Annotated in this window: 21 protein-coding genes; 3 read left to right on the top strand and 18 right to left on the bottom strand. The window is 55.5% G+C overall.

Annotated elements, in window-relative coordinates:
- Positions 1-76 precede the first annotated feature (76 nt).
- The 18 genes from ftsZ to ilvI all read right to left on the bottom strand — a co-directional run bounded on the left by ftsZ (position 77) and on the right by ilvI (position 20,774).
- Entirely contained in the window at positions 77-1,231 is a 1,155-nt protein-coding gene (gene ftsZ / locus AC6I8N_RS03750; RefSeq protein WP_021184734.1) for a cell division protein FtsZ, read from the bottom strand.
- Between the two features lie 71 nt (positions 1,232-1,302).
- Positions 1,303-2,559, bottom strand: coding sequence for a cell division protein FtsA (ftsA, locus tag AC6I8N_RS03745; RefSeq protein ID WP_013507861.1), 1,257 nt, complete (start codon positions 2,557-2,559; stop codon positions 1,303-1,305).
- Positions 2,556-3,395 (bottom strand): cell division protein FtsQ, encoded by an 840-nt coding sequence (ftsQ, locus tag AC6I8N_RS03740; RefSeq protein ID WP_021184735.1) that lies wholly within the window; start codon positions 3,393-3,395, stop codon positions 2,556-2,558. Before ftsQ ends, ftsA begins: the two co-directional genes overlap by 4 nt.
- A 1-nt stretch (position 3,396) precedes the next feature.
- A complete protein-coding gene (locus AC6I8N_RS03735; protein ID WP_208724783.1) occupies positions 3,397-4,317 on the bottom strand; it encodes a D-alanine--D-alanine ligase in 921 nt (306 codons plus the stop codon).
- Positions 4,310-5,785, bottom strand: coding sequence for a UDP-N-acetylmuramate--L-alanine ligase (murC, locus tag AC6I8N_RS03730; protein ID WP_497830069.1), 1,476 nt, complete (start codon positions 5,783-5,785; stop codon positions 4,310-4,312). Before murC ends, AC6I8N_RS03735 begins: the two co-directional genes overlap by 8 nt.
- A gap of 70 nt (positions 5,786-5,855) precedes the next feature.
- Complete coding sequence (gene murG, locus AC6I8N_RS03725) at positions 5,856-6,914, bottom strand: undecaprenyldiphospho-muramoylpentapeptide beta-N-acetylglucosaminyltransferase (RefSeq protein ID WP_415173440.1); 1,059 nt, start codon at positions 6,912-6,914, stop codon at positions 5,856-5,858.
- Positions 6,911-8,125, bottom strand: coding sequence for a cell division protein FtsW (gene ftsW / locus AC6I8N_RS03720; protein WP_021184739.1), 1,215 nt, complete (start codon positions 8,123-8,125; stop codon positions 6,911-6,913). Before ftsW ends, murG begins: the two co-directional genes overlap by 4 nt.
- Entirely contained in the window at positions 8,125-9,441 is a 1,317-nt protein-coding gene (gene murD / locus AC6I8N_RS03715; RefSeq protein WP_208724780.1) for a UDP-N-acetylmuramoyl-L-alanine--D-glutamate ligase, read from the bottom strand. Before murD ends, ftsW begins: the two co-directional genes overlap by 1 nt.
- A 2-nt stretch (positions 9,442-9,443) precedes the next feature.
- On the bottom strand, positions 9,444-10,526 hold the full coding sequence (gene mraY / locus AC6I8N_RS03710; protein WP_013507854.1) for a phospho-N-acetylmuramoyl-pentapeptide-transferase: 1,083 nt from the start codon (positions 10,524-10,526) through the stop codon (positions 9,444-9,446).
- Positions 10,520-11,881 (bottom strand): UDP-N-acetylmuramoyl-tripeptide--D-alanyl-D-alanine ligase, encoded by a 1,362-nt coding sequence (gene murF, locus AC6I8N_RS03705; RefSeq protein ID WP_497830068.1) that lies wholly within the window; start codon positions 11,879-11,881, stop codon positions 10,520-10,522. Before murF ends, mraY begins: the two co-directional genes overlap by 7 nt.
- On the bottom strand, positions 11,878-13,365 hold the full coding sequence (gene murE / locus AC6I8N_RS03700; protein ID WP_021184742.1) for a UDP-N-acetylmuramoyl-L-alanyl-D-glutamate--2,6-diaminopimelate ligase: 1,488 nt from the start codon (positions 13,363-13,365) through the stop codon (positions 11,878-11,880). Before murE ends, murF begins: the two co-directional genes overlap by 4 nt.
- Positions 13,352-15,118 (bottom strand): peptidoglycan glycosyltransferase FtsI, encoded by a 1,767-nt coding sequence (locus AC6I8N_RS03695; protein WP_021184743.1) that lies wholly within the window; start codon positions 15,116-15,118, stop codon positions 13,352-13,354. The genes murE and AC6I8N_RS03695 overlap by 14 nt, the downstream gene beginning before the upstream one ends.
- A gap of 16 nt (positions 15,119-15,134) precedes the next feature.
- Positions 15,135-15,455: a cell division protein FtsL gene (ftsL, locus tag AC6I8N_RS03690; protein ID WP_021184744.1), complete on the bottom strand. Its 321-nt coding sequence runs from the start codon at positions 15,453-15,455 to the stop codon at positions 15,135-15,137.
- Complete coding sequence (gene rsmH / locus AC6I8N_RS03685; protein ID WP_021184745.1) at positions 15,452-16,393, bottom strand: 16S rRNA (cytosine(1402)-N(4))-methyltransferase RsmH; 942 nt, start codon at positions 16,391-16,393, stop codon at positions 15,452-15,454. Before rsmH ends, ftsL begins: the two co-directional genes overlap by 4 nt.
- Before the next feature lie 2 nt (positions 16,394-16,395).
- The gene (gene mraZ, locus AC6I8N_RS03680; protein WP_021184747.1) at positions 16,396-16,854 is read right to left on the bottom strand and encodes a division/cell wall cluster transcriptional repressor MraZ; all 459 of its coding nucleotides are present in this window, start codon (positions 16,852-16,854) and stop codon (positions 16,396-16,398) included.
- A 494-nt stretch (positions 16,855-17,348) separates the two neighbouring features.
- Complete coding sequence (gene cra, locus AC6I8N_RS03675; RefSeq protein ID WP_021184748.1) at positions 17,349-18,359, bottom strand: catabolite repressor/activator; 1,011 nt, start codon at positions 18,357-18,359, stop codon at positions 17,349-17,351.
- A 196-nt stretch (positions 18,360-18,555) separates the two neighbouring features.
- The gene (gene ilvN / locus AC6I8N_RS03670; RefSeq protein WP_021184749.1) at positions 18,556-19,047 is read right to left on the bottom strand and encodes an acetolactate synthase small subunit; all 492 of its coding nucleotides are present in this window, start codon (positions 19,045-19,047) and stop codon (positions 18,556-18,558) included.
- A gap of 2 nt (positions 19,048-19,049) precedes the next feature.
- A complete protein-coding gene (ilvI, locus tag AC6I8N_RS03665) occupies positions 19,050-20,774 on the bottom strand; it encodes an acetolactate synthase 3 large subunit (RefSeq protein ID WP_021184750.1) in 1,725 nt (574 codons plus the stop codon).
- 915 nt (positions 20,775-21,689) lie between these two features.
- On the opposite strand from ilvI, the gene leuA reads away from it, so the two are divergent.
- From leuA to leuC, 3 genes are read left to right on the top strand one after another with little or no spacing between them, the layout of a single operon-like run.
- Positions 21,690-23,252 (top strand): 2-isopropylmalate synthase, encoded by a 1,563-nt coding sequence (gene leuA / locus AC6I8N_RS03660; protein ID WP_497830067.1) that lies wholly within the window; start codon positions 21,690-21,692, stop codon positions 23,250-23,252.
- Positions 23,253-23,254: 2 nt separating this feature from the next.
- Entirely contained in the window at positions 23,255-24,346 is a 1,092-nt protein-coding gene (leuB, locus tag AC6I8N_RS03655; RefSeq protein WP_021184753.1) for a 3-isopropylmalate dehydrogenase, read from the top strand.
- A 4-nt stretch (positions 24,347-24,350) separates the two neighbouring features.
- Positions 24,351-25,757 (top strand): 3-isopropylmalate dehydratase large subunit, encoded by a 1,407-nt coding sequence (gene leuC, locus AC6I8N_RS03650; protein ID WP_021184754.1) that lies wholly within the window; start codon positions 24,351-24,353, stop codon positions 25,755-25,757.

The following is a 25,757-nucleotide window of genomic DNA, read 5'->3' as shown; positions in this document are numbered from 1 at the left end:
CCGACCGCCAGTATAAATTACCGGCGGGCGAATACTTTAGCACAAAGAGCGGAGAATCCCAATTCTCGGGATATTCTTAGTCGGCCTGCTTACGCAGAAACGCCGGAATATCCAGATAGTCAGGCTCTTTGCTTGACGAAGCAGCCGGGTCGTTAACCACTTTCGCAGCAGGTTTTTGCTCCTGCGGCAGCGGCGCCATGCCATGCTGCTGGTAACGATGGTCCATCACTGGCTGGCTGGCCGGTTTGTTGGTCACCAGGGTGATTTCCGGACGCTTGTCCATACCGATACCGGTCGCGACCACGGTCACACGCAGTTCATCGTTCATCTCTGGATCCAGAGAAGTACCGATTACCACGGTAGCGTTGTCTGAAGCGAAGGCACGGATGGTGTTACCCACGGTTTCGAACTCGTCGAGACGCAGATCGAAGCCAGCGGTGATGTTAACCAGCACCCCACGCGCGCCGGACAGGTCGATATCTTCCAGCAGCGGGCTGGAGATCGCCATTTCGGCCGCTTCTTCCGCACGGTCTTCACCACATGCCACGCCAGAACCCATCATGGCGTAACCCATCTCTGACATCACCGTACGTACGTCGGCGAAGTCAACGTTCATCAGACCCGGACGGGTAATCAGCTCAGCGATACCCTGCACCGCACCTTTCAGTACGTCGTTAGCTGCACCGAAGGCATCCAGCAGAGAAATGCCACGACCCAGCACTTTCAGCAGCTTGTCGTTCGGAATCGTGATCAGTGAATCGACATGCTTCGACAGTTCAGCGATACCCTGCTCGGCAAAAGCCATGCGCTTTTTACCTTCGAAGTTGAAGGGCTTAGTCACCACCGCAACGGTCAGGATACCCAAATCTTTCGCGACTTCCGCAACCACCGGTGCCGCACCCGTACCGGTGCCGCCACCCATGCCCGCCGCAATGAACACCATGTCTGCCCCATCCAGCGCAGAACGCAGTGCTTCGCGATCTTCTTCCGCTGAAGTGCGACCGACTTCCGGGTTTGCACCCGCACCCAGACCCTTGGTGATATTGGTCCCGATCTGGATAGTCTGGCCGACCGCCGTTTTACGTAACGCCTGCGCGTCGGTGTTCACAGCGAAGAATTCCACACCTTCGATACGCTCGCGTACCATGTGTTCTACGGCGTTGCCACCGCCACCGCCGACGCCGATGACTTTAATCACCGCGTCATTGGTCAATTCCATAGGTTCAAACATGATTTCTCTCCGTTATGTGCCTGTCGCCTGGAGATCATAAAAACTGCCAGCATGATCCCCTTTTACAAAAATTAAAACTCTTTCTTCAGCCAGCTGTTGATTCGTTTGAACCAGTTACCCACTGAAGCACGTTTTTCCGTTTCCGCATCACCATTCATATGTGACTCTTTGCCGTAATGCAGCAGACCAACTGCGGTTGAATAGTACGGCTCCTGCGCATAATCCGTCAGGCCGGTGATGTTCAGTGGCTGACCAATACGCACCTGCGTGTGAAAAACACGCTGGGCGCAGGCCGCCAGGCCTTCAATCTGCGCCGCGCCACCGGTCAGCACAATACCGGCTGCCAGATGGTGCTTCACGCCCTGCTGGCGCAGCTGTTCCTGCAATTGCAGAATCTCGTCATTCACCAGATTCAGCAGTTCGGTGTAACGCGGCTCAATCACTTCTGCCAGCGTCTGACGCTGCAAACTACGTGGTGGGCGTCCACCCACACTCGGGACTTCCACATTCTCGTCTTTACCGACGATGGAACCCAGCGCGCAGCCATGACGAACTTTAATCGCTTCAGCGTCCGTCGGCGGTGTACCAAAGGCGTAAGCGATATCGCTGGTCACCACGTTCCCGGCATACGGGATCACTTTGGTGTGACGCAGCGCGCCGCCGGTATACACCGCGATATCCATAGTACCGCCACCAATGTCGACCACGCACACGCCCAATTCGCGCTCATCTTCCGTCAACACCGAGAAGCTGGAAGCCAAACCGGCAAAAATCAGTTGGTCCACTTTCAGACCGCATCGTTCTACCGCCTTCACGATATTTTTCGCCATATCGTTGTGGCAGGTGATCAAATGAACTTTCGCCTGCATGCGCACACCGGACAGCCCAACCGGATTCTTAATGCCTTCCTGGTAGTCGATGGCATATTCCTGCGGAATCACATGCAGGATACGATGTTCATCACGAACGCGAACCGATTTAGCGGTATGCACCACGTTCTCCACATCATCCTGAGTGACTTCCTCTTCGGAAATCGGAACCATCCCGATTTCGTTCTGACAACTGATATGTTTGCCCGATAAAGCAAGGTAGACGGATGAAATCTGGCAATCTGCCATCAGTTCAGCCTGATCGATGGCGCGCTGCACGCATTTCACCACCGACTCAAGGTCATTCACGCCACCTTTGTCCATACCGCGAGACGGGCAGCTGCCCACCCCAATAATGTTGACCATACCATCGGGCAGAATTTCCCCAACCAGGGCGGCAACCTTCGCGGTGCCGATTTCAAGTCCTACTACCAGTTTTCTGTCCGTTGCCTTGATCATTGTTGTTTAGCCTGTGCCTGGTTCTGTTGCTGATTGACTTCCTGTGGCTCTAACGGTGCCGGTGTCCATCCTACGGCAGCACCCGAGTCATAGCGCAAATCGACATAGCTGATGCGCTTGTTACCGCTCTGGGCCTGCTGTTGCAGTTCCGGGTAGAGCTCAATAAAACGGTTCAGACGCTTCATGGTATCGCTGCGCCCCAACTCGATGCGCACATCATCGCTGGTCACCAGCTGCCACGAGCGCCGCGCCGTCATCGACGCGACCTTCAGGGTAAACTTGCTGGCCTTCAGTACATCACTCATGGTGTGATACCCGGCCAGCACCTCTTTCTCACTGCCTTCCGGCCCGTACAGCATTGGCATGGTTTCTTTACCAATGTGACTGGCCGGGATGCTGAAGGAGACACCATCAGCGTCCACCATGTGCAGGTCATTCCAGCGTGCCACCGGAACATACTCCACCAGGTTAATCTTCAGCTCATCAGGCCACTGCTTACGCACGCTGACCTGTTTAATCCACGGCAAACGTTCAATTTGCTGCTGGATAATGTCGACATCCTGCGACATAAAGGTGCCCGGTGCGCCGAGTGACAAAATCGCCTGGCGAATGTCATCGTGCGTGGTGTAATGCGTTTCACCGGTCACCACCAGTTTCGATAATGGCAGGCGAGATGCATCGTTCATCCACTTCAACACCACCAGCCCGCCAGCCACCATAATGCCTAACACAATCAGCAGGAACACGATGCCGAAAAGCCGGGCACCGTTGCTACGCCCGGAGCGCGTGCGCTCCTGGGGTTCGCGGTTGCGTACGTTCAGCGCCGCCTGTGACATATCAGTCGGCCAACTCCAGAATACGGGCAACCAGCTGCGGGAAGCTGAGTCCCGCCTGCTTCGCTGCCATCGGCACCAGACTATGGCTGGTCATTCCTGGCGAAGTATTCACTTCCAGCAGCTGGAAATTATCCTCACCGTCGACCATCACATCCACTCGTCCCCAGCCGCTGCAACCTAATGCCCGCCAGGCCGCCAGTACCAACGACTGCAATTCTGCTTCACGCTCAACACTCAAGCCGCTCGGGCAGAAGTATTGAGTATCGTCAGAAATGTATTTTGCTTCATAGTCATAGAACTCACTGGCAGTTTGAATTTTGATGGATGGCAGAATCTGGTCGCCTAAAATGCCGACGGTGTATTCCGCACCACTCAAAAACGCTTCCACCAGCACGTCATCATCGTGACGAAACGCTTCTGCCAGCGCCGCCGGTAACGCATCACGCGTATTAACCCGGCTGATCCCCACGCTTGAACCTTCGCAGCTTGGTTTGACGAACACCGGTAAGCCCAGTGCATCAATATCGGCCAACGTCTGCGCATCCAGCCCGTTTTCCTGCTGCTGACGCGTCAGCCAGACAAATTTTCCAGCCGGCAATCCCCTGCCCTGCCACAGCAATTTGCTGCGCAGTTTATCCATGGTGATCGCCGAGGCCATAACACCGCTGCCGGTGTAGGGGATCTGCTGGAATTCCAGCACCGCCTGCAAAGTACCGTCTTCACCGCCACGGCCATGCAGGGCAATGAAAGCTTTATCAAATCCTTGTTGTTTCAGGGTGAGAACTGAAACATCGCGTGTATCCACCGGATGCGCGTCAATACCCATCTCGCGCAATCCAGCCAGCACCGCGCTACCGGACATCAACGAAACTTCACGCTCCGCCGAGGTGCCGCCAAACAAAACCGCTACCTTCTCAGCCATTGCGCACCTCCGCCTTCATTGCGGGCTGTAAACGGATTTCCGCCAGCTTGCGCGCGATTTTGCCAATATTACCTGCGCCCTGAACAATCACCAGGTCGTTGCCACTCAACAGGGGTGCCAGCGTCTCTGGCAGCGCATCGTGTTCAGACACCAGAATCGGATCAACTTTGCCGCGACCGCGAATCGCGCGGCACAGCGAACGGCTATCCGCTCCCGGAATCGCGGCTTCGCCCGCCGGATACACATCCAGCATCAGCAGCACATCCACCTGTGACAACACGTTGGCAAAGTCGTCAAACAGATCGCGGGTGCGCGTGTAACGATGCGGCTGAAATACCATCACCAGTTTTTTCTCTGGCCAGCCAGCGCGCGCAGCTTTGATCGTCACATCCACCTCGGTGGGGTGATGACCATAATCGTCGACCAGCATCGCGCTACCCGGCGTACCGTTAACCGGGGCGGTATCAAACTCACCCAGCACATCAAAACGTCGGCCCGTGCCCTGGAAGCTTTCGAGCGCAGCCAGAATCGCGTTGTCGTCGATGCCTTCTTCGGTCGCTACCGCCACCGCAGCCGCTGCGTTGAGCGCGTTATGGCGACCCGGCGCATTCAGCGTCACATGCAGCACTGGCTTGTCATGACGAATCAGGGTGAAGTGCCCCTGTGCACCACGCTGCTCATAATTTTCGATGCGCACATCAGCATCTTCGCTAAAACCGTAGGTGGTGAGTTGACGGCCGACGCGCGGGATCAGATCGCGGATCACCACATCATCGACACACATCACCGCACGGCCGTAGAACGGCAGGTTATGCAGGAAATTGATAAACGTCTGTTTCAGGTTCTCGAAATCGCCCTGATAGGTATCCATATGATCGGCTTCGATATTGGTGACAATCGCCACCATCGGTTGCAGATGCAGGAACGACGCATCGCTTTCATCCGCTTCAGCAATCAGATAACGACTGCTACCCAGCCGTGCATGGGTGCCTGCGGCTTTCACCAGGCCACCGTTGACGAAGGTCGGATCCAGGCCACCTTCGGCATAAATACTGGCTACCATCGCGGTAGTGGTGGTTTTGCCGTGCGTACCGGCAATCGCGATGCCGTGGCGGAAGCGCATCAGCTCCGCCAGCATCTCTGCGCGACGAATCACCGGGATACGCTGTTCACGCGCCGCCACCAGTTCCGGGTTGTCCTGCGCCACGGCAGTGGAGACCACCACCACACTCGCATCGGTCACGTTTTCCGGGCGATGGTTGAAATAGATCGTTGCGCCCAGCGATGCCAGATGCTGCGTCACCGGGTTGGGTGCCAAATCGGAACCGCTAATATGATAACCTTCGTTCGCCAACACTTCGGCAATACCGCCCATGCCAGCACCGCCAATGCCGACAAAGTGGATGTGCCGGACGCGACGCATCTCGGGCACAATGGAACGCAGTTTTGCCAATTGTTGTGTATTCATCTGTCTCTGTTACCTGTGTTTTCCATTTGTACCTGAACCAGGTACGGGTCAATCTGACTGACCGATTAACTTACTTCGCGGCGCGCGCAACTTCCTGAGCAACCCGTTCAGTTGCATCGGGAATCGCCACCTGGCGGGCTTTTTCTGCCATCTCCAGCAAGGTAGCGCGATCCCAGTGGCGCAGCGTCTCCGCGACCACAGCTGCGGTGAACTGCGGCTGCTCAAAAATTTTGGCTGCGCCCGCCTGCTCCAGCGGCAACGCATTCCAGTACTGCTGACGATCTTTATGCATGAAAGGCACGAAAATCGCCGGTAAGCCTGCGGCGGCCACTTCACTGACGGTCAGCGCACCGGAACGGCACACCACCACATCAGCCCAGGCATAAGCAGCAGCCATGTCATCGATGAACTCGGTGACTTTATGCTGCGGCTGACCGGCATCGCGATACGCCTGTTGCACCGTCTCCAGCGCACCTTTGCCGGTCTGATGCCATAACGTGATGACATCACCGAGTTCAGCGGCAACCTGCGGCAGCGTCTGATTGAGGATACGCGCCCCCTGGCTGCCCCCTACGACCAGCACACGCACCGGACCGCTACGGCCAGTCAGGCGTTCAGCAGGTAACGGCAGCGCCAACACATCGGTACGTACCGGGTTTCCAACCACATCCGCATTGGGGAATGCGCCGGGAAAAGCCTGCATCACTTTGCTGGCTATCTTTGCCAGCCATTTGTTGGTCAGCCCGGCGATACCGTTCTGTTCATGCAGCACCACCGGGATACCGCAGCTCCATGCCGCCAGACCGCCAGGGCCAGACACATAACCGCCCATACCCAATACCACATCTGGCTGCCAGTTCTTCATGATGCGGCGCGCCTGACGCCAGGCATTAAAGATGCGCAGCGGTGCCAACAGTTGGGCTTTCACCCCTTTGCCACGTAATCCGCTGATGCGGATAAAATCAATCTCGATACCATGTTTTGGCACCAGATCGGCTTCCATGCGATCGGCGGTCCCCAGCCAGCGTACCTGCCAGCCCTGTTCCATCAGATGATGGGCGACAGCCAGACCAGGGAACACATGTCCACCGGTTCCACCTGCCATCACCATCAGTCGCTTCCCACTCATCGACCACCTCGGGTAAACGCCTGGGCTTTCGCCAGACGCGTTTCATAATCTATGCGCAACAAAAACACGATGGCCGTCGACATAATGATCAAACTGGAACCACCGTAACTAATTAGCGGTAACGTCAGACCTTTGGTCGGCAGCATACCGGCGGCCGCACCGACGTTAACCAATGCCTGGAAGCTGAACCATACGCCGATGGAACAGGCCAGAAAGCCGGAAAAACGTTGGTCGATCTCCAGCGCGCGACGGCCAATCGACATCGCGCGAAAAGCGACGAAGAATACCATCAACAGCGCCAAAACCACACCGGCATAACCCAATTCTTCACCGATGATGGAGAAGATAAAGTCGGTATGCGCTTCCGGCAGATATTCCAGTTTCTGCACCGAGTTGCCCAGCCCCTGCCCCCAGAACTCACCACGGCCAAACGCCATCAATGACTGGGTTAACTGGTAGCCGCTACCAAAGGGATCTTCCCACGGGTTCCAGAACGACGTCACACGACGCATACGATAGGGTTCCGCGATAATCAGCAGCACCACGGCGAAAATACCGGAACCGATGATTGCGAGGAACTGCCACAACTTCGCGCCTGCCAGAAACAGCATCGCCAGCGTGGTGACAAACAGCACCACCACCGTTCCGAGGTCGGGCTGCGCCAGCAGTAACACCGCCAGCACCACCATCACGCCCATCGGTTTACAGAAGCCCCAGAAGTTGTTACGCACCTCTTCCACTTTGCGCACCAGATAACTGGCGAGATAGCAGAACAGCGACAGCTTCGATAGCTCCGCAGGCTGAATACGCAACGGTCCCAATGCAATCCAGCGCGATGCACCGTTGACCGAGCTACCCACCACCAGCACCACCAGCAGCATCACTACGGACACCACCAGCATGGCATTGCTGTATCGTTGCCAGAAATCCATCGGCACGCGCAAAGTGACCAGCGCCATACCGAACGCCAGTGCGATATAAAAAGCATCACGCTTGGCAAAATAGAACGGGTCTTCATTCAAGCGCTGGCCCACTGGCATTGAGGCCGAGGTCACCATAATGAAGCCCACCAGGGCCAGACCAAACGTCAGCCACAGCAGCGTGCGGTCGTACAGCACCACCGGCGCATCTTCGTTTTCCCGCGCGCCCATCACCCAATCTTTCAGGCGCAGGGAAAGGAAGCTGGCTACACCGGCACCGGGAATCCGCATCAGCCTAACTCCTTCGCCAGTTGCGCGAACTGATCGCCACGCTGTTCAAAATTACGGAACTGATCGAGGCTGGCGCAGGCTGGTGACAGCAGCACCATATCGCCCGCTTTTGCCTGCTGCGCGATCTGTTCCATTGCCTGCTGCATGGTTTCAGTGCGGGTAGCCACGTCTGGCCGTAAGGCCGCCAGTGCATCGCCGTCACGACCAAAGCAGAACAGTCGCACATTGTCACCTTGCAGATAACGCGCCAACGGGCTGAAATCAGCGGATTTACCATCGCCGCCCAGCAATAGCCACAGCGTGCCTTTGACCTGCAAACCATTCAACGCGGCTTCAGTGCTGCCAACATTGGTGGCTTTGGAGTCGTTAATCCAACGAATACCGTGCGCTTCATGTGCCAGTTGGAAGCGATGCGGCAAGCCGGTAAAGGTGGTCAGCGCTTTCAGGCTGGAGGCTCGCGGGATATTCACCGCATCAGCCAGCGCCAACGCCGCTAACGCATTGGTGAAGTTGTGTTGCCCCACCAGCTTCATTTCGTCGGTGTTCAGCACCTTCTCACCTTTCACGCGCAGCCAGGTACTGCCCTGCTGCCGGTTGAGATGATAATCACCGATATCGATACCAAAGCTGACGCAGCGGGTATCGGCACCGCGTACCGGCATGGTCATGCCGTCATCGGCGTTAACCACACAAATCCGGGCATTTTCGTAGATGCGCAGTTTGGCAGCGCGGTACTGCTGCATGCCCAACGGATAGCGATCCATATGATCTTCCGTCACGTTGAGGATGGTCGCCGCTGCCGCTTTCAAGCTGTAAGTGGTTTCCAGCTGGAAGCTGGAGAGTTCCAGCACGTACAGCTGAGCCGGGGATTTCAGCAGTGACAACGCCGGTAAACCGATATTGCCACCCACGCCCACCTGCCAGCCTGCGGCACGCGCCATTTCCCCCACCAGGGTGGTCACGGTGCTTTTACCGTTAGAGCCGGTAATCGCCACAATCGGTGCCTGCGCTTCACGACAGAACAGCTCGATATCACCCACGATTTCGATACCGGCATCTGCCGCTTCGCTCAACGCCGGGTGCGCAAGGGCAATACCTGGGCTGGCGATAATTAAATCGGCCGCCAGCAACCAGTCGTTGTTCAGTCCACCGACATAGCGCTCCACCTGTTCTGGCAGCTTATCCAGACCCGGCGGTGACACACGGGTGTCCATCACGCGGGGCGTTACGCCCTGCGCTAAAAAGAAATCAACACAGGAGAGGCCGGTCAGCCCCAACCCGATGATGACGACTTTTCTGCCCCGATAGTCAGCCATGATTAACGTACCTTCAGCGTTGCCAGGCCAATCAGCACCAGCATCAGCGAAATAATCCAGAAGCGCACGATCACGCGCGGCTCCGGCCAGCCTTTCAATTCATAGTGATGGTGAATCGGTGCCATGCGGAAAATGCGTTGTCCGCGCAGCTTGAACGACCCCACCTGGAGGATCACTGACAGCGTCTCCACCACGAACACGCCACCCATGATCACCAGCAAAAATTCCTGACGCAGCAACACCGCGATGGTACCGAGCGCGCCACCCAGCGCCAGCGAACCGACATCACCCATAAAAACTTGCGCCGGATAGGTGTTGAACCACAGGAAACCGAGGCCTGCACCGACAATCGCGGTACACACGATAACCAGTTCCCCTGCATGACGCAGATAAGGGATATGCAGATACTCAGCAAACTTCACGTTACCGGTCGCCCAGGCAACCAACGCAAAGCCGGCAGCAACGAACACGGTCGGCATGATTGCCAGACCATCCAGACCATCGGTCAGGTTGACGGCGTTCCCCGTCCCTACAATCACAAAGTAAGCCAGTAGAATGTAAAACAGCCCCAGCTGCGGCATGATGTCTTTGAAGAAAGGCACCACCAGCTCTGTCGCCGGGGTGTCTTTACCCGCCAGGTAGAGCGCGAACGCCACACCGAGCGAAATCACCGACATCCAGAAGTATTTCCAGCGGGCGATTAACCCTTTGGTGTCTTTGCGTACCACTTTGCGGTAATCATCGACAAAGCCAATCACACCGAATCCAACCAGTACCACCAATACGCACCAGACATACGGGTTGGACGGATATGCCCACATCAACACCGATACAGTGATGGAAGTAAGAATCATCAGGCCGCCCATTGTCGGGGTGCCGCGCTTACTGAAGTGCGACTCAGGGCCATCGTTACGTACTACCTGACCAATTTGCAGCTTTTGCAGCCAGGCAATCAGGCGTGGGCCCATCCACAGAGAGAGGAACAGAGCGGTCAGCAGGCTGACAATGGCGCGAAACGTCAAATAGGAAAAGACGTTAAAGCCGGAATAAAGTGCGACCAGATGCTCGGCCAGCCAAACTAACATGTTCCTTTCTCCTGTAAGCTCTGTACTACCTGCTCCATGGCGGCACTACGCGAACCTTTAATCAAAATCGTTAACTCCTGATGTTCGGACAATAACGTCCGTAAACGTTCAATCAGCGCGGCTTTGCTGGCGAAATGTTCGCCATTGCCACTGTTTTCACTGATCAACTGACTAAAGCGTCCGGTGCTCAGTACACAATCAATTCCAGCGGCTTTCGCCGCCTCGCCGACCTGACGGTGACAGGACTCCGTCTCATCACCAAGTTCCGCCATATCGCCGACCACCATGACGCGATAGCCCGGCATATCGCCCAGCACCTGCGCGGCAGCAGTCATCGATCCCACATTGGCGTTGTAGCTATCATCAATCAGCAGTTGATGCTCAGCCAGACGAACCGGGAAGAGGCGGCCTGGAACAGGCTGTAATTTCGTCAGACCTGCCTGAATTGCGCTGAGAGGTGCATCTACCGACAGTGCCAACGCGGCTGCGGCCAGGGCGTTGGCAATATTGTGGCGGCCCGGCAGCGGTAGCGTCACCGCGATATCACCGCGCGGGGTGTGCAGCGTGAATGCGGTGGCATCGGCGCGCAGTTGGACATCGCTGGCACCAAACTCCACCTCAGCCTGCGGTTGTGGTGAAAAACGCCACAAGGTTTTACCCGCCAGCAACGGTTGCCAGTTCGCCAAATCATTGCTGTCGGCGTTGATAATGGCCGTGCCATGCTCTGGTAAGCCACCAAAAATCTCACCTTTGGCTTTGGCGACACCGGCAAGCGAACCGAAACCTTCCAGATGCGCTGCGGCAAGGTTATTCACCAGCGCCGTCTCCGGGCGTGTTAAATCGGTGGTGTAGGCAATCTCGCCCTGGTGGTTCGCACCCAGCTCAATCACCGCGTAGTCATGGTCTTTGGTCAAACGCAGCAGCGTCATTGGCACGCCGAAGTCATTATTCAGGTTACCGGCGGTATACAGCGTCTCACCACACTCGCGCAGAATCGCCGCGGTCATCTCTTTAACCGAGGTTTTGCCGGACGAGCCGGTCAACGCGACCACACGGGCTTTTGCCTGTTGGCGCACCCAGGCAGCCAGTTGACCAAAAGCGATACGGGTATCGGCCACCACGACCTGCGGCACCGCCACAGGCAAGTGCTTACTTACCAGCAATGCTTGCGCGCCACTGGCGATCGCATCGCCGACAAAGTCGTGTGCATCAAAGCGTTCACCCACCAGGGCGACAAACAGGCATCCTGCTGTCACTTTTCGGGTATCGGTGACCACGTCGTTGACGGTTGCATCGCTTCCGTACAACTTACCGCCACTGACGTTAGCCAGTGTCTCGAGGGAAATCGGGATCATGCCATCACCCCCAGTAAACGGGCGACCGTGTCGCGGTCGGAATAGTCCAGGCGGCGATTGCCGACAATCTGATAATCTTCGTGCCCTTTACCTGCCACCAGCACGATATCCTCGGCTTTGGCTTGCATAATGGCATTGGTGACCGCCTGCGCCCGCCCCGCTACCACGCGCGCGCGGCCAGGGTCGAGCAATCCGGTCAAGATGTCATTCACGATTGCCTGCGGATCTTCACTACGTGGGTTGTCATCGGTGATCACCACCACGTCAGCAAACTGTTCAGCAATCGCCCCCATCAGCGGGCGCTTACCTTTATCGCGATCGCCACCACAACCAAACAGGCACCATAACTGACCTTTACAGTGCAGGCGCGCTGCTTCCAGCGCTTTCTCCAGCGCATCTGGCGTATGGGCGTAATCAACCACTACCGTAGGTTTTTCCGGCGCACTAAACACTTCCATACGACCTGTGACCGGCAGTAACTGCGATGCGCTGCTGACCAGGGCATCCAGTGGGTATTCCAGCGACAGTAGCGTTGCCAAAGCCAGCAACAGGTTGCTAACGTTAAAAGCCCCCATCAGGCGGCTGTCAAACTCGCCATCACCCCAACTGGAGCTGAAGCGGATATGTGCCCCGCCATCGTGATAGTTTACGGCGGTGGCTTTCAGCCAGCGGCCATGACAACCGGGTTGCAGGTTATCCGCCATGGTGACGGCAACGGCATCCGGCAGGTTTGCCAGCCAACGACGTCCAACCTCGTCATCCGCGTTGATAATCGCCGCACCAACATGGTGTTCAGAGAACAACAACCATTTGGCCGCTTCGTAGCTTTGCATATCACCGTGATAATCGAGGTGATCGCGACTCAGATTGGTAAACACCGCAGCAGCAAACGGCAGAGCAGCAACACGATGCTGTACCAGGCCATGCGACGACACCTCCATCGCCGCCAGCGTTGCGCCCTGGCCAACCAGGTCATGCAGGACATGCTGAACATCCACGGCGGAACCGGTGGTATTTTCCGTCGGTGCCAGTTGGCCATACAGACCATTACCCACCGTCCCCATCACCGCGCCCGTCTCGCCCAAAAGATTGGCCCACTGCGCGATCAATTGGGTGGTGGTGGTTTTGCCGTTGGTGCCGGTGACACCAATTAATTTCAGTTTTTCAGCAGGTTGTTGATAAAAGCGTCCAGCCAGTGCCGAGAGACGCTGCGGCAACTGCGCCAGATAGATAACCGGGACACCATGTATCTCGCGGATATCTCCATCACTGGCTTCACCTTCGGCTTCGGCAATCACTGCCGCCACGCCTTGGGCAATAGCCTGCGGAATAAATCGACGTCCATCAGCATGATGGCCCGCCACGGCGATAAACAGATCGCCAGAAGCCGCAGAGCGGCTATCCAGTGTCATGTCACGGAGTGGACGCGCCGGCGCGCCCGGCACCCAAGGGGCCAGTAAGTCGCGCAGGTTACGATCTGTCACTTGATTCCTCACTCTGGTTCTTCACCAAATCGTTCTTATCATTTACCGGTAGCGCATCGGGTTCGATGTTCATGGTACGCAGTACGCCGCCCATGATGGCACCAAACACCGGCGCGGAGACCGCACCACCATAATATTTACCGGCCTGGGGATCGTTGATCACCACCACCAAAGCAAAACGAGGATGACTGGCAGGTGCTACGCCTGCGGTGTAAGCAATGTATTTATTGACGTAGCGTCCATCGGGACCGACTTTCTTCGCGGTACCGGTTTTGATCGCAATGCGATAACCCTTGATGGCGGCCTTAACGCCACCGCCACCCGGCAGAGCAACGCTTTCCATCATATGCACCACGGTTTTCACCAGGTCTTCCGGGAAAACACGTTCACCGGCAACCGGTGGATCAACCTTGGTAATCGACAGCGGACGATAGACGCCATAGCTGCCAATGGTTGCGTAGACTCGCGCTAACTGTAACGGCGTTACCATTAGCCCGTAGCCGAAAGAGAAGGTGGCCCTCTCTATGTCAGACCACCGTTGTTTTTGAGGATATAAGCCACTGCTTTCTCCGACCAACCCCAAATTGGTCGCCTTACCCAGCCCAAAGCGCGCGTAAGTGTCTACGAGTGCTGAGGACGGCATCGCTAACGCCAGACGTGAAACCCCGACGTTACTCGACTTCTGTAGGACCCCGGTCAGGGTCAATTCGTTGTAGCGCGCCACATCTTTGATCTCATGACCATTGATACGATAAGGCACGGTATTCAGTACGCTGTTTTCTTTCACCACGCCGCGTTGCAGGGCGGTCATCACCACCATCGGCTTAACGGTGGAGCCAGGCTCGAAGATGTCGGTAATAGCGCGGTTACGCATCACATCTTTTGGTGTGTTGGCAAGGTTGTTCGGGTTATAGGCCGGGCTGTTAGCCATCGCCAGCACTTCACCGGTGTTAACGTCCACCAACACCGCAGAACCCGATTCGGCTTTGTTAAAGGCCACCGCGTTATTCAGTTCGCGATACACCAGCGCCTGCAAACGTTCATCAATGCTCAGCGTCAGGTTATGGGCAGCACGGCTATCCACCGAGGAGATATCTTCAATCACGCGACCGTAACGATCTTTACGCACCGTACGTTCGCCAGGTTCACCGGTCAGCCATTTGTCGAAGCTTTTTTCTGTGCCTTCAATGCCCTGACCGTCGATATTGGTAAAGCCAATCAGGTGGGCAGTAACCTGACCAGCCGGATAGTAGCGACGAGACTCTTCACGCAGATAGATACCGGGAAGCTTGAGTTTTTTGACATATTCGCCGATCGCCGGGTTTACCTGACGGGCCAGATAAACAAAACGCCCTTTCGGGTTGGCGTTGATGCGTGAGGCGAGTTGGTCGAGCGGGATCGACAGCGCATCCGACAGCGCTTTCCAGCGGCTATCGACAGAGACGCCGCCGTGTTCATTCAGTTCTTTCGGATCGGCCCAGATGGCGTTCACCGGCACGCTGACCGCCAACGGACGCCCGGCGCGATCGCTGATCATGCCACGCGCGGTAGGGACTGCCTGCACACGCAGTGAACGCAAATCCCCTTCTTTCACCAGTTTGTCAGGATTAATCACCTGCAACCAGGCAACACGCGATAACAGGCCACCCAGCGCCAGTAAAATACAGCCGCACAGCAACGCAAAACGCCAGCTGACAAAGCTGGCCTTATCTTCCGGTTTTTTTAACTTCAGCGTTTTGCTTGCGCCGCTCATCAGGTTCTGAGATTCCTTATTGCTGCACCACAATGTTTTCCTGTGAAGGATCGACATGCTGCATTTGCAATTTCTCGGTTGCGATTCGTTCTACCCGGCTGTGATCACCGAGCGCGTTCTCTTCCAGAATCAGGTTGCGCCACTCGATATCCAAGGCATCACGCTCCAGCACCAACTGTTCACGTTCTGCCGTCAGACGACGCGTCTTATGCGTGGTCGTGACCACCAGCATCGCGGAAATCAGGACCGCCACCAGCAACAGCACCGGAATCTTGCCAAAACGCAGCAGATCGCCACCAATGACACCGGGCAGGCTATGACGCTCGTTTCCGATCATGACGCTGTCCTTTCAGCAATACGCAGCACCGAACTGCGTGCGCGCGGGTTATCAGCGACTTCGGCTTCGCCCGGCACCAGCTTGCCAAGCGTTTTCAGTTCCCGACCACCCAACGCCTTCAACTGCGTTTCGGTCATTGGGATACCTGCCGGTACTTGCGGACCACGGCTCTGATCGCGCATAAAGCGTTTCACCAGGCGATCCTCCAGTGAGTGGAAGCTGATCACGGACAATCTGCCGCCAGGTGCCAGTACTGACAACGCCCCTTTCAGCGCGGTGTCGATCTCTTCCAGCTCACTGTTGATCCAGATACGAATCGCCTGAAAACTGCGGGTCGCCGGATGCTTGAATTTATCTTTTACCGGTGTTGCCGCAGCAATCACTTCAGCCAACTCTTTGGTGCGCGTCATCGGCTGCTCGCGGTTGCGCTCGACAATCGCCCGGGCAATGCGCTTGGCAAAACGTTCCTCACCGTAGGTCTTCAGCACAAAAGCGATATCGGCTTCTTCAGCGCTGAGTAACCATTCCGACGCTGACTGGCCACGCGTCGGGTCCATACGCATGTCCAACGGCCCATCACGCATGAAAGAGAAACCACGTTCTGCGTCATCCAACTGCGGCGATGACACGCCTAAATCGAGTAAAACGCCGTCGATCTTGCCGGTCAGCCCGCGCTCGGTTACGTATTCCGCCAGTGCCGAAAACGGCCCATGCACGATCGAGAAGCGCGGATCTTTTATCTCAGCGGCTGCGGCTATGGCTTGCGGATCGCGATCAATCGCCAGTAGCTGCCCGTTCGCGCCAAGTTGCGAAAGGATCAATCTGGAGTGACCACCGCGACCAAAAGTGCCGTCAATGTATATGCCGTCTTCCCTGATATTGAGAGCGTTTACCGCCTCATCCAGCAGCACTGTGGTGTGTTTGAAATTTTCCTGCATAGCTATAGCGACAAGTCCTGCAACCGCTCAGATAAAGGTTCCTGAGCTGACTGTTCTGCGTCAATATCATCCTTAACTTGTTGATACCAGGTCTGTTCATCCCACAGTTCAAACTTGTTGAACTGGCCGACCAGCATCACTTCTTTCGTCAGGCTCGCATGTTGGCGAAGGGTATTTGCCAACAACAAGCGGCCTGCATTATCCATCTGACACTCACTGGCATGCCCCAACAGCAGACGCTGCACGCGACGCTCGGCGGGGTTCATGCTGGATAAGCGAGACAGCTTTTTCTCAATGATTTCCCATTCGGGCAGGGTATAAAGCAGCAGGCAGGGCTGATGGAGGTCGATGGTGCAAACCATTTGACCCTGAGACTCTGCGATCAGCAATTCACGATAGCGTGTTGGTACGGCCAGCCGCCCTTTGCTGTCGAGATTGACTAACGTTGCCCCACGGAACATGCCAGCCTCACCCCTCAGATACCCTTTTTCACCACTTTATCCCACATTTTACCACGAAAAGAGTTTACGGAGCCGATGAAATCCTTGTCAAGCCGCAACGGCGAGTGAATATCACTCTTTACAGCGGGTGAAATTATTCAAAGAAGGGTGGAAGAAGACGATGAATGGCAAAATAAAAATTAACCTGATGAATAATGGAATAAAAATTTTCGCGTCATGAAAAATGGCGAAAAATAAAGCGCGTTGCCCCGTTAAGATAAATATCCCGCGTTATGCGACAGCGGCTGCATTTTAGGGGATTTCCGAAAAGAAGCCCAGCACCATCGCGACAGCTCTGCTACCCGCTGCTGCCGAAGATGTAAACAAATAAGAAAAGCCAGGCAGTTTAATTTGTTAGCAAATCAGGTGAAAATTTACGCTTTTTTACCTGAATGGTGGCAGGGGAAAATTAACAGGCTGGTTAATAAAGTGGGGCAGCACGCCACCCCACCGATTCATTTTGTCCGACGGCTTAATTGACCACGGCGAAATAAATTACGTCGAATTCGGGTTAAACCCGGCTTCGGTTTTCGGGGTTCATCCAGTGACGCTAAAACAAGTTCAAGCACGCGTTCCGCAACATCACGATGACGCTGCCCTACGGCCAGTACCGGACACTCAAGGAAATCCAGCAATTCGTGGTCGCCAAAGGTGGCAATCGCCAGGTCGGTTGGCAGACGCCCGTCACGTTTCAGCGTCACATCCATCACCCCCTGTAACAGACCAAATGAGGTGGTGAACAACGCCTCTGGCATAGGATGATCTTCCAGATATTTCTCGAACAGCGCCGCGGCAGCCGTGCGTTCAAAGCTATTGCAGTAGATATAATCGATTGGGCGCTCGTCGCCTTTCCACGCCTCACGGAAACCCATTTCGCGCAGGAAGCTCACCGACAGCTCCGGCAGCGCGCCAAGGAACAGGACGTTTTTCACCGGCAGCTGACGCAATTCAGCGGCCAGTTGCTGGGCATCATCCTGATCGGCACCGACCACGCTGGTAAAATGTTCACGATCCAGCGCACGGTCCAGCGCAATGATCGGCAGCGGATCGTTGATCCAGCGCTGATAAAACGGGTGTTCCGGCGGCAGAGAAGTAGAAACAATGATCGCATCAACCTGACGCTGCAAAAGATGTTCAATGCAGCGCATCTCGTTATCAGGCTGATCTTCAGAACAGGCGATCAGCAGCTGATATCCACGCTGCCGCGCCTGGCGTTCAAGGTAATTGGCAATGCGCGTATAGCTGGTGTTTTCCAGATCGGGGATCACCAGCCCAATGGAACGGGTACGCCCGGCGCGCAGGCCCGCCGCCACGGCATTCGGGTGATAATTGTACTCACGCACCACCGCCATCACTTTCTCGACGGTTTTGTCGCTGACACGATATTGCCGCGCTTTGCCATTGATCACATAGCTGGCCGTAGTGCGCGACACGCCAGCCAGGCGCGCGATTTCATCCAGTTTCACGATGACACCTTAATTCCTGATAAGCCCTGTGGCGAAAATGCCCGCAGAGTAGCTAAGGGTAAAACATTTGTAACATCTAACCGCAGAAAACTACGCTGAGCAACCGCTTTTATCCGTCAGCTTGTTCAAGCGCATAAAATAAAAAAACCCGGCATTACGCCGGGTTAGCATCGTGACTGTCTGTTACTGACGGTGATTAACGCATGATGCGATCGCCGCGCGATACACCAACGATACCGGAACGCGCCACTTCAACAATTTCCGCTACGTCACGGACAGTGTTAAGAAACGCATCCAGCTTGTCGCTGGTGCCTGCCAGCTGAACCGTGTACAGCGTTGGCGTCACGTCGATGATCTGCCCACGGAAAATTTCCGCGCTGCGTTTCACTTCTTCGCGGCCATAGCCGGTCGCCTGGATTTTCACCAGCATGATTTCACGTTCAACGTAGGCACCCTGCCCCAGCTCGCTGACACGTAACACGTCAACTAACTTGTGCAGTTGTTTTTCGATCTGCTCCAGCACCTTTTCATCGCCGACGGTTTGAATCGTCATACGTGACAGGGTGGGATCGTCAGTTGGCGCTACCGTCAGGCTTTCAATGTTGTAGCCGCGTTGCGAAAACAGGCCAACCACGCGGGACAATGCGCCGGATTCGTTCTCCAGCAGTACCGATAAAATACGACGCATAATTATGTCCTCTCCGTTTTGCTCAACCACATCTCGTCCATACCGCCACCACGAATCTGCATCGGGTAAACGTGCTCGCTGCCATCAACCGTCACATCAACAAACACCAGTCGCCCTTTCGCCAGGGTTTCCAGTGCCTGGGTCAGCTTCTCTTCCAACTCGGCCGGATGCTGAATCGCGATACCAACGTGACCATAGGCTTCCGCCAGGCGTACGAAGTCCGGCAAGGACTCCATGTAAGATTGTGAATGGCGGCCAGAGTAGATCATGTCCTGCCACTGCTTCACCATGCCGAGGAAGCGGTTGTTGAGGTTCAGTACCAGCACCGGCAAATCATATTGCAGCGCGGTCGACAGTTCCTGAATGTTCATCTGGATACTGCCGTCACCGGTGACACAGATTACGGTTTCTTCCGGCAGCGCCATCTTCACACCCAACGCCGCAGGCAGGCCAAAGCCCATGGTGCCCAAACCACCGGAGTTGATCCAGCGACGAGGTTTGTCGAACTGATAATACAGCGCTGCGAACATCTGGTGCTGGCCCACGTCCGAAGTGACGTAAGCATCGCCTTTGGTCAAACGCCAGATGGTTTCGATCACTGCCTGCGGTTTGATTTTATCGCTGGTGCGATCAAATTCGAGGCATTTGCGACCACGCCAGCCATCAATGGTCTGCCACCAGTCGCGCAGGCTGTCGAGCTCCTGCTTCACCTCGGTCTGCGCCAGCAGTTCCAGCATCTGGGTCAGCGTCTGTTTCGCATCACCGACGATCGGAATGTCTGCGGCAACGGTCTTGGAAATCGAGGTTGGGTCAACGTCGATATGCATCACCGTGGCATTCGGGCAATACTTCGCCAGATTGTTGGTGGTACGGTCATCAAAACGCACGCCGATACCGAAAATCAGGTCAGCGTTATGCATGGTCATGTTGGCTTCATAAGTACCGTGCATACCCAGCATACCCACGCACTGACGATGCGTTCCAGGGAAAGCACCCAGCCCCATCAGTGAGGTCGTCACCGGGATGTTGAGCTTTTCCGCCAGTTGCAACAATTCGGCTTCGCAACCCGAGGTAATAGCACCGCCACCGACATACATCACTGGCTTATGGGCCGCCAGCAGGGTTTGCAGCGCGCGCTTAATCTGCCCCTTATGACCCTGAATAGTTGGGTTATAAGAACGCATGCTGACCGACTCTGGCCAGACATAAGGCAGCTTATTCGCCGGGTTCAGGATATCTTTCGGCAGGTCAATCACCACCGGGCCCGGGCGGCCACTTTTTGCCAGCCAGAACGCTTTTTTGATGACGGTTGGGATCTCTTCGGTGCTTTTGACCAGGAAGCTGTGCTTCACCACCGGGCGGGAAATCCCCACCATGTCGCACTCCTGGAAGGCGTCATAGCCGATCAGTGACGACGGCACCTGACCCGACAGAACCACCATCGGGATCGAGTCCATATAAGCAGTGGCGATGCCGGTAATGGCATTGGTGGCGCCAGGACCGGAAGTCACCAGCACGACACCCACTTCGCCGGTAGCACGCGCCAGGCCGTCAGCCATGTGCACCGCGCCTTGTTCGTGGCGAACTAATACGTGGTCGATACCGCCGACCGTTTGCAGAGCGTCATAAATATCGAGCACCGCTCCGCCCGGATAACCGAAGACCTGCTTAACGCCCTGATCGATTAACGAACGGACGACCATTTCGGCTCCTGACAACATCTCCATTTTCTGCCTCCAGGCTTGAGGGACGGAATCCACGGACGTTCGCTTTCCAGCCGCGTCAGTGACATCCTGCCCCGGATTCGCCAATTAAGATCAAAACCTTATGTTTATGCTCAGAAGACGGAATTCATTTCCGCCTTCCAGGTACAGGGAATCTACTTGAGTTCATTCTTTTGAGAGTAGGTCGATTACCATAACCGCAGAAAACCCGGCAGGCAAACGCCCATCCCTCTCAGCCCCGTTTCTTTCCACCTCAAAGGCACTAAGGCGTGATAATTGCCCGCGAGGATTAAACTAATCCCAGCACAGAACAGCAGATGATAATGCTGGTTCGGTAATTATTTACAGCGAGTTATAAGAAATACACGATGCATATTTTGCAACATTCCAGCCCACAATCTTACCCGGCAATTAATTCCTGGCGTGATTATCTTTAAAATCCTTATCTGACGTGAGATTCGTCTAAACAACCGCTGCGCCATTGTTTTACCACCAGGCAAACAAACCCGATAAAACAAATTAAAATCAACAATTTAAAATAAATATTCATTTTTAAAACATTTTTGCAAGTGATCAAAATCGCCAGCGCCGCGTTAATATTTGTTTTTCCTCTGAACAAGCGAATAATCCCAGCAGATCCACCTTGAGCACCTTGAGAAATAACCTTTCACTTATGGTTGACATCAGCGGCCTTTCTCAGTATCAATATGTGCAGCACTCAATTTACAAGGTTTGATCCATGTCCCGTTCTTTCCGTCTACTTGGTCTACTACTAATCGCATCCCCATTGCGCGGTAGACTCGTGGGCGGAATCAACAACTGATTCGAACCTGCAGAAAGTTTAAAAAAACCCGCGCCAATGCGCGGGTTTTTTTATGCTCGTAGCACCGGCGAAGTTAATGCATAAGGAAGATTACGATGAGCCAGCAAGTTATTATTTTCGATACCACTCTGCGCGATGGCGAGCAGGCGTTACAGGCCAGCCTGAGTGTTAAAGAAAAATTGCAGATTGCCCTGGCGCTGGAACGTATGGGCGTAGACGTAATGGAAGTCGGTTTCCCGGTCTCTTCTCCGGGCGACTTTGAATCCGTTCAGACCATTGCACGCACCATCAAGAACAGCCGCGTCTGTGGCCTGGCACGTTGCGTTGAGAAAGATATCGACGCCGCTTACGAATCTCTGCGCGTTGCAGAAGCGTTCCGTATCCATACCTTTATCGCCACCTCGCCGATGCATATCGCCACTAAGTTGCGCAGTACGCTGCCTGAGGTGATTGAGCGTGCGGTGCATATGATCAAGCGTGCGCGTAACTACACCAACGACGTGGAATTCTCCTGCGAAGACGGTGGCCGTACACCGATTGATGACCTGTGCCGCATGGTGGAAGCCGCGATTAATGCTGGCGCCACCACCATTAACATCCCGGACACCGTGGGTTACACCCTGCCGCACGAATACGCCAACATCATCAGCCAGCTGATCAATCGCGTGCCGAATATTGATAAAGCGATTCTGTCTGTGCATACCCACGATGACCTGGGCATGGCCACCGGCAACGCGATTGCAGCGGTGATGGCCGGTGCACGTCAGGTTGAGGGAACGCTGAACGGCCTGGGCGAACGTGCCGGTAACTGTGCACTGGAAGAGGTAATCATGGCGATCAAAACCCGCCAGCAGATCATGAACGTGCACACCAATATCAAACATCAGGAAATCTACCGCACCAGCCAGACCGTCAGCCAGATCTGCAACATGCCGATCCCGGCCAACAAAGCGGTGGTCGGTTCGAATGCCTTCGCCCACTCGTCCGGCATCCACCAGGATGGCGTGCTGAAAAACCGCGAAAACTACGAAATCCTGACGCCGGAATCGATCGGTCTGCATAAAATCCAGCTCAACCTGACCTCACGTTCAGGTCGTGCCGCGGTGAAACACCGTATGGAAGAGATGGGCTACAAAGAGACCGACTACAACCTGGATACTCTGTACGACGCCTTCCTGAAGCTGGCGGATAAGAAAGGTCAGGTGTTCGATTACGATCTGGAAGCGCTGGCCTTCATCAACAGACAGAATGAAGAACCGGAACATTTCCAGCTGAAAGAATTCAACGTGCAGACCGGCTCCAGCGTGACCGCCACTGCATCTGTCCAGCTGGGCTGTGGTGAAGAGATCAAATCTGACGCCGCCACCGGTAACGGTCCGGTCGACGCCGTCTATCAGGCGATTAACCGTATCACCGGCTTTGAAGCGGAGCTGGTGAACTACAAACTGACCGCCAAAGGCCACGGTGAGAACGCCCTGGGTCAGGTTGATATCGTGGTCAACTACAACGGTCGCAAATTCCACGGCGTGGGCCTGGCGACCGATATCGTCGAATCCTCCGCCAAAGCGATGGTCAACGCCCTGAACAATATCTGGCGTGCCAAACAGGTGGAAAAAGAATTGCAGCGCAAATTTAAAGAGCAAAAGGAAACGGTGTAACTATGACTAAGTCTTTTCATATCGCGGTAATGCCGGGCGACGGAATCGGCCCGGAAGTGATGGCGCAGGCCATGAAAGTTCTGGACGCGATTCGTGCGCGTTTCGACATGCGTATCACCACCAGCGAATATGATGTTGGCGGTATCGCCATCGATCGTCACGGCGAACCGCTGCCACCTGCCTCTGTTGCCGGTGCCGAGCAGGCCGATGCCATTCTGTTTGGTTCCGTGGGTGGTCCGAAGTGGGAACACCTGCCGCCCGCACAGCAACCGGAACGTGGCGCACTGCTGCCACTGCGTAAACACTTCAAACTGTTCAGCAACCTGCGTCCGGCAGCGCTGTATAAAGGTCTGGAAGCCTTCTGCCCGTTGCGCAGCGACATCGCCGCGCGTGGCTTCGATATCCTGTGCGTACGCGAGCTGACTGGCGGTATCTACTTCGGTCAACCGAAAGGCCGTGAAGGCAGCGGCCCACACGAACGCGCATTCGACACCGAGGTGTATCACCGTTTTGAGATCGAACGTATTGCCCGCATTGCGTTTGAATCTGCGCGCAAACGCCGCAACAAAGTGACATCAATCGATAAAGCCAACGTGTTGCAGACCTCTGTGATGTGGCGTGAGATCGTCAACGAAGTGGCGAAAGATTACCCGGATGTGCAACTGAGCCATATGTACATCGACAACGCCACCATGCAGCTGATTAAAGATCCATCACAGTTCGACGTACTGCTGTGTTCAAACCTGTTTGGCGACATTCTCTCTGATGAATGCGCGATGATTACCGGTTCAATGGGCATGCTGCCGTCAGCCAGCCTGAACGAAGAAGGTTTCGGCCTGTACGAGCCAGCGGGTGGTTCAGCCCCAGATATCGCGGGTCAGAATATTGCCAACCCGGTAGCTCAGATCCTCTCGTTGTCCCTGCTGCTGCGCTATAGCCTGAACGCCACTGAGGCTGCCGACAGCATTGAGCGCGCGATCAACCGTGCGCTGGAAGCGGGTCATCGCACCCGTGATTTGGCCGGAGACGGTCAGTCCGTGAGCACCGATGAAATGGGCAGCATCATTGCCCGCTTCATCACCGAGGAAAAATAAAAAAATGAAAAGCTTATACCAGAAGTTATTTGATGCACATGTCGTCCACGAAGCACCGAACGAAACCCCGTTACTGTACATCGATCGTCATTTGATCCATGAAGTCACGTCACCGCAGGCCTTTGATGGCCTGCGCGCTCACGGTCGCAAAGTCCGTCAGCCGTCGAAGACCTTCGCTACCATGGACCATAACGTCTCCACCCAGACCAAAGACATCAATGCGTCGGGCGAGATGGCACGTATTCAGATGCAGGAACTGATCAAGAACTGCGCTGAATTCGGTATCCAGTTGTATGACCTGAACCACCCGTTCCAGGGCATCGTCCACGTCATCGGCCCGGAACAGGGTATGACCCTGCCGGGTATGACCATCGTCTGTGGTGATTCCCACACCGCGACTCACGGTGCTTTTGGTTCACTGGCGTTCGGTATCGGCACCTCTGAAGTGGAGCATGTGTTTGCCACCCAGACCCTGAAACAGGGCCGTGCCAAAACCATGAAGATTGAAGTGCTGGGTGAAGCCGCACCGGGCATCACCGCGAAAGATATCGTGCTGGCGATCATCGGTAAAACCGGCAGCGCCGGCGGTACCGGTCATGTGGTGGAGTTCTGTGGCCCGGCGATTGAAGCGCTGACCATGGAAGGCCGTATGACGTTGTGCAACATGGCAATTGAAATGGGTGCCAAAGCGGGCCTGGTCGCGCCGGATGACACCACCTTTAATTATCTGAAAGACAAACAATTCGCACCGAAGGGCGAGCAGTGGGAACAGGCTGTTGCTTACTGGCGCACCCTTAAATCCGACAGCGATGCGAAATTCGATACCGTAGTGACGCTGAACGCCGCCGATATCGCCCCGCAGGTGACCTGGGGCACCAACCCGGGCCAGGTGATGGCAGTTGACCAGGCAATCCCGAACCCGGCCTCATTCGCCGATCCGGTTGAGCGCGCCTCTGCCGAAAAAGCGCTGGCCTACATGGATCTGCAACCGGGTATCAAACTGACCGACGTGGCGATCGATAAAGTGTTTATCGGTTCCTGCACCAACTCACGTATCGAAGACCTGCGTGCTGCTGCCGCGATCGCCAAAGGCCGCCATGTAGCGCCTGGTGTGGTTGCGATGGTGGTACCGGGTTCTGGTCCGGTAAAAGCGCAAGCGGAAGCGGAAGGTCTGGACAAGATTTTCCTCGAAGCCGGTTTTGAATGGCGTCTGCCAGGTTGTTCTATGTGCCTGGCGATGAACAATGACCGTCTGAATCCGGGTGAGCGCTGTGCTTCCACCAGTAACCGTAACTTTGAAGGTCGTCAGGGCCGTGGTGGACGTACCCACCTGGTCAGCCCGGCGATGGCCGCTGCGGCGGCGGTGACGGGCCGTTTTGCCGATATTCGTGAACTGACTCAGGGAGCTTAA

It is taken from the genome of Pantoea sp. X-Soil-TKNS-1279, from assembly GCF_059730565.1.
The sequence above is the reverse complement of the archived record's forward strand: the minus strand, read 5'-3'. Positions and strand labels throughout refer to the sequence as shown.

Excerpts from the sequence above, each read along its gene's own strand:
- ftsZ (WP_021184734.1), bottom strand. The coding sequence starts at position 1,231 with ATGTTTGAACCTATGGAATTGACCAATGACGCGGTGATTAAAGTCATC.
- ftsA (WP_013507861.1), bottom strand. The coding sequence starts at position 2,559 with ATGATCAAGGCAACGGACAGAAAACTGGTAGTAGGACTTGAAATCGGC.
- ftsQ (WP_021184735.1), bottom strand. The coding sequence starts at position 3,395 with ATGTCACAGGCGGCGCTGAACGTACGCAACCGCGAACCCCAGGAGCGC.
- AC6I8N_RS03735 (WP_208724783.1), bottom strand. The coding sequence starts at position 4,317 with ATGGCTGAGAAGGTAGCGGTTTTGTTTGGCGGCACCTCGGCGGAGCGT.
- murC (WP_497830069.1), bottom strand. The coding sequence starts at position 5,785 with ATGAATACACAACAATTGGCAAAACTGCGTTCCATTGTGCCCGAGATG.
- murG (WP_415173440.1), bottom strand. The coding sequence starts at position 6,914 with ATGAGTGGGAAGCGACTGATGGTGATGGCAGGTGGAACCGGTGGACAT.
- ftsW (WP_021184739.1), bottom strand. The coding sequence starts at position 8,125 with ATGCGGATTCCCGGTGCCGGTGTAGCCAGCTTCCTTTCCCTGCGCCTG.
- murD (WP_208724780.1), bottom strand. The coding sequence starts at position 9,441 with ATGGCTGACTATCGGGGCAGAAAAGTCGTCATCATCGGGTTGGGGCTG.
- mraY (WP_013507854.1), bottom strand. The coding sequence starts at position 10,526 with ATGTTAGTTTGGCTGGCCGAGCATCTGGTCGCACTTTATTCCGGCTTT.
- murF (WP_497830068.1), bottom strand. The coding sequence starts at position 11,881 with ATGATCCCGATTTCCCTCGAGACACTGGCTAACGTCAGTGGCGGTAAG.
- AC6I8N_RS03695 (WP_021184743.1), bottom strand. The coding sequence starts at position 15,118 with ATGAGCGGCGCAAGCAAAACGCTGAAGTTAAAAAAACCGGAAGATAAG.
- ftsL (WP_021184744.1), bottom strand. The coding sequence starts at position 15,455 with ATGATCGGAAACGAGCGTCATAGCCTGCCCGGTGTCATTGGTGGCGAT.
- rsmH (WP_021184745.1), bottom strand. The coding sequence starts at position 16,393 with ATGCAGGAAAATTTCAAACACACCACAGTGCTGCTGGATGAGGCGGTA.
- mraZ (WP_021184747.1), bottom strand. The coding sequence starts at position 16,854 with ATGTTCCGTGGGGCAACGTTAGTCAATCTCGACAGCAAAGGGCGGCTG.
- ilvN (WP_021184749.1), bottom strand. The coding sequence starts at position 19,047 with ATGCGTCGTATTTTATCGGTACTGCTGGAGAACGAATCCGGCGCATTG.
- ilvI (WP_021184750.1), bottom strand. The coding sequence starts at position 20,774 with ATGGAGATGTTGTCAGGAGCCGAAATGGTCGTCCGTTCGTTAATCGAT.
- leuA (WP_497830067.1), top strand. The coding sequence starts at position 21,690 with ATGAGCCAGCAAGTTATTATTTTCGATACCACTCTGCGCGATGGCGAG.
- leuB (WP_021184753.1), top strand. The coding sequence starts at position 23,255 with ATGACTAAGTCTTTTCATATCGCGGTAATGCCGGGCGACGGAATCGGC.
- leuC (WP_021184754.1), top strand. The coding sequence starts at position 24,351 with ATGAAAAGCTTATACCAGAAGTTATTTGATGCACATGTCGTCCACGAA.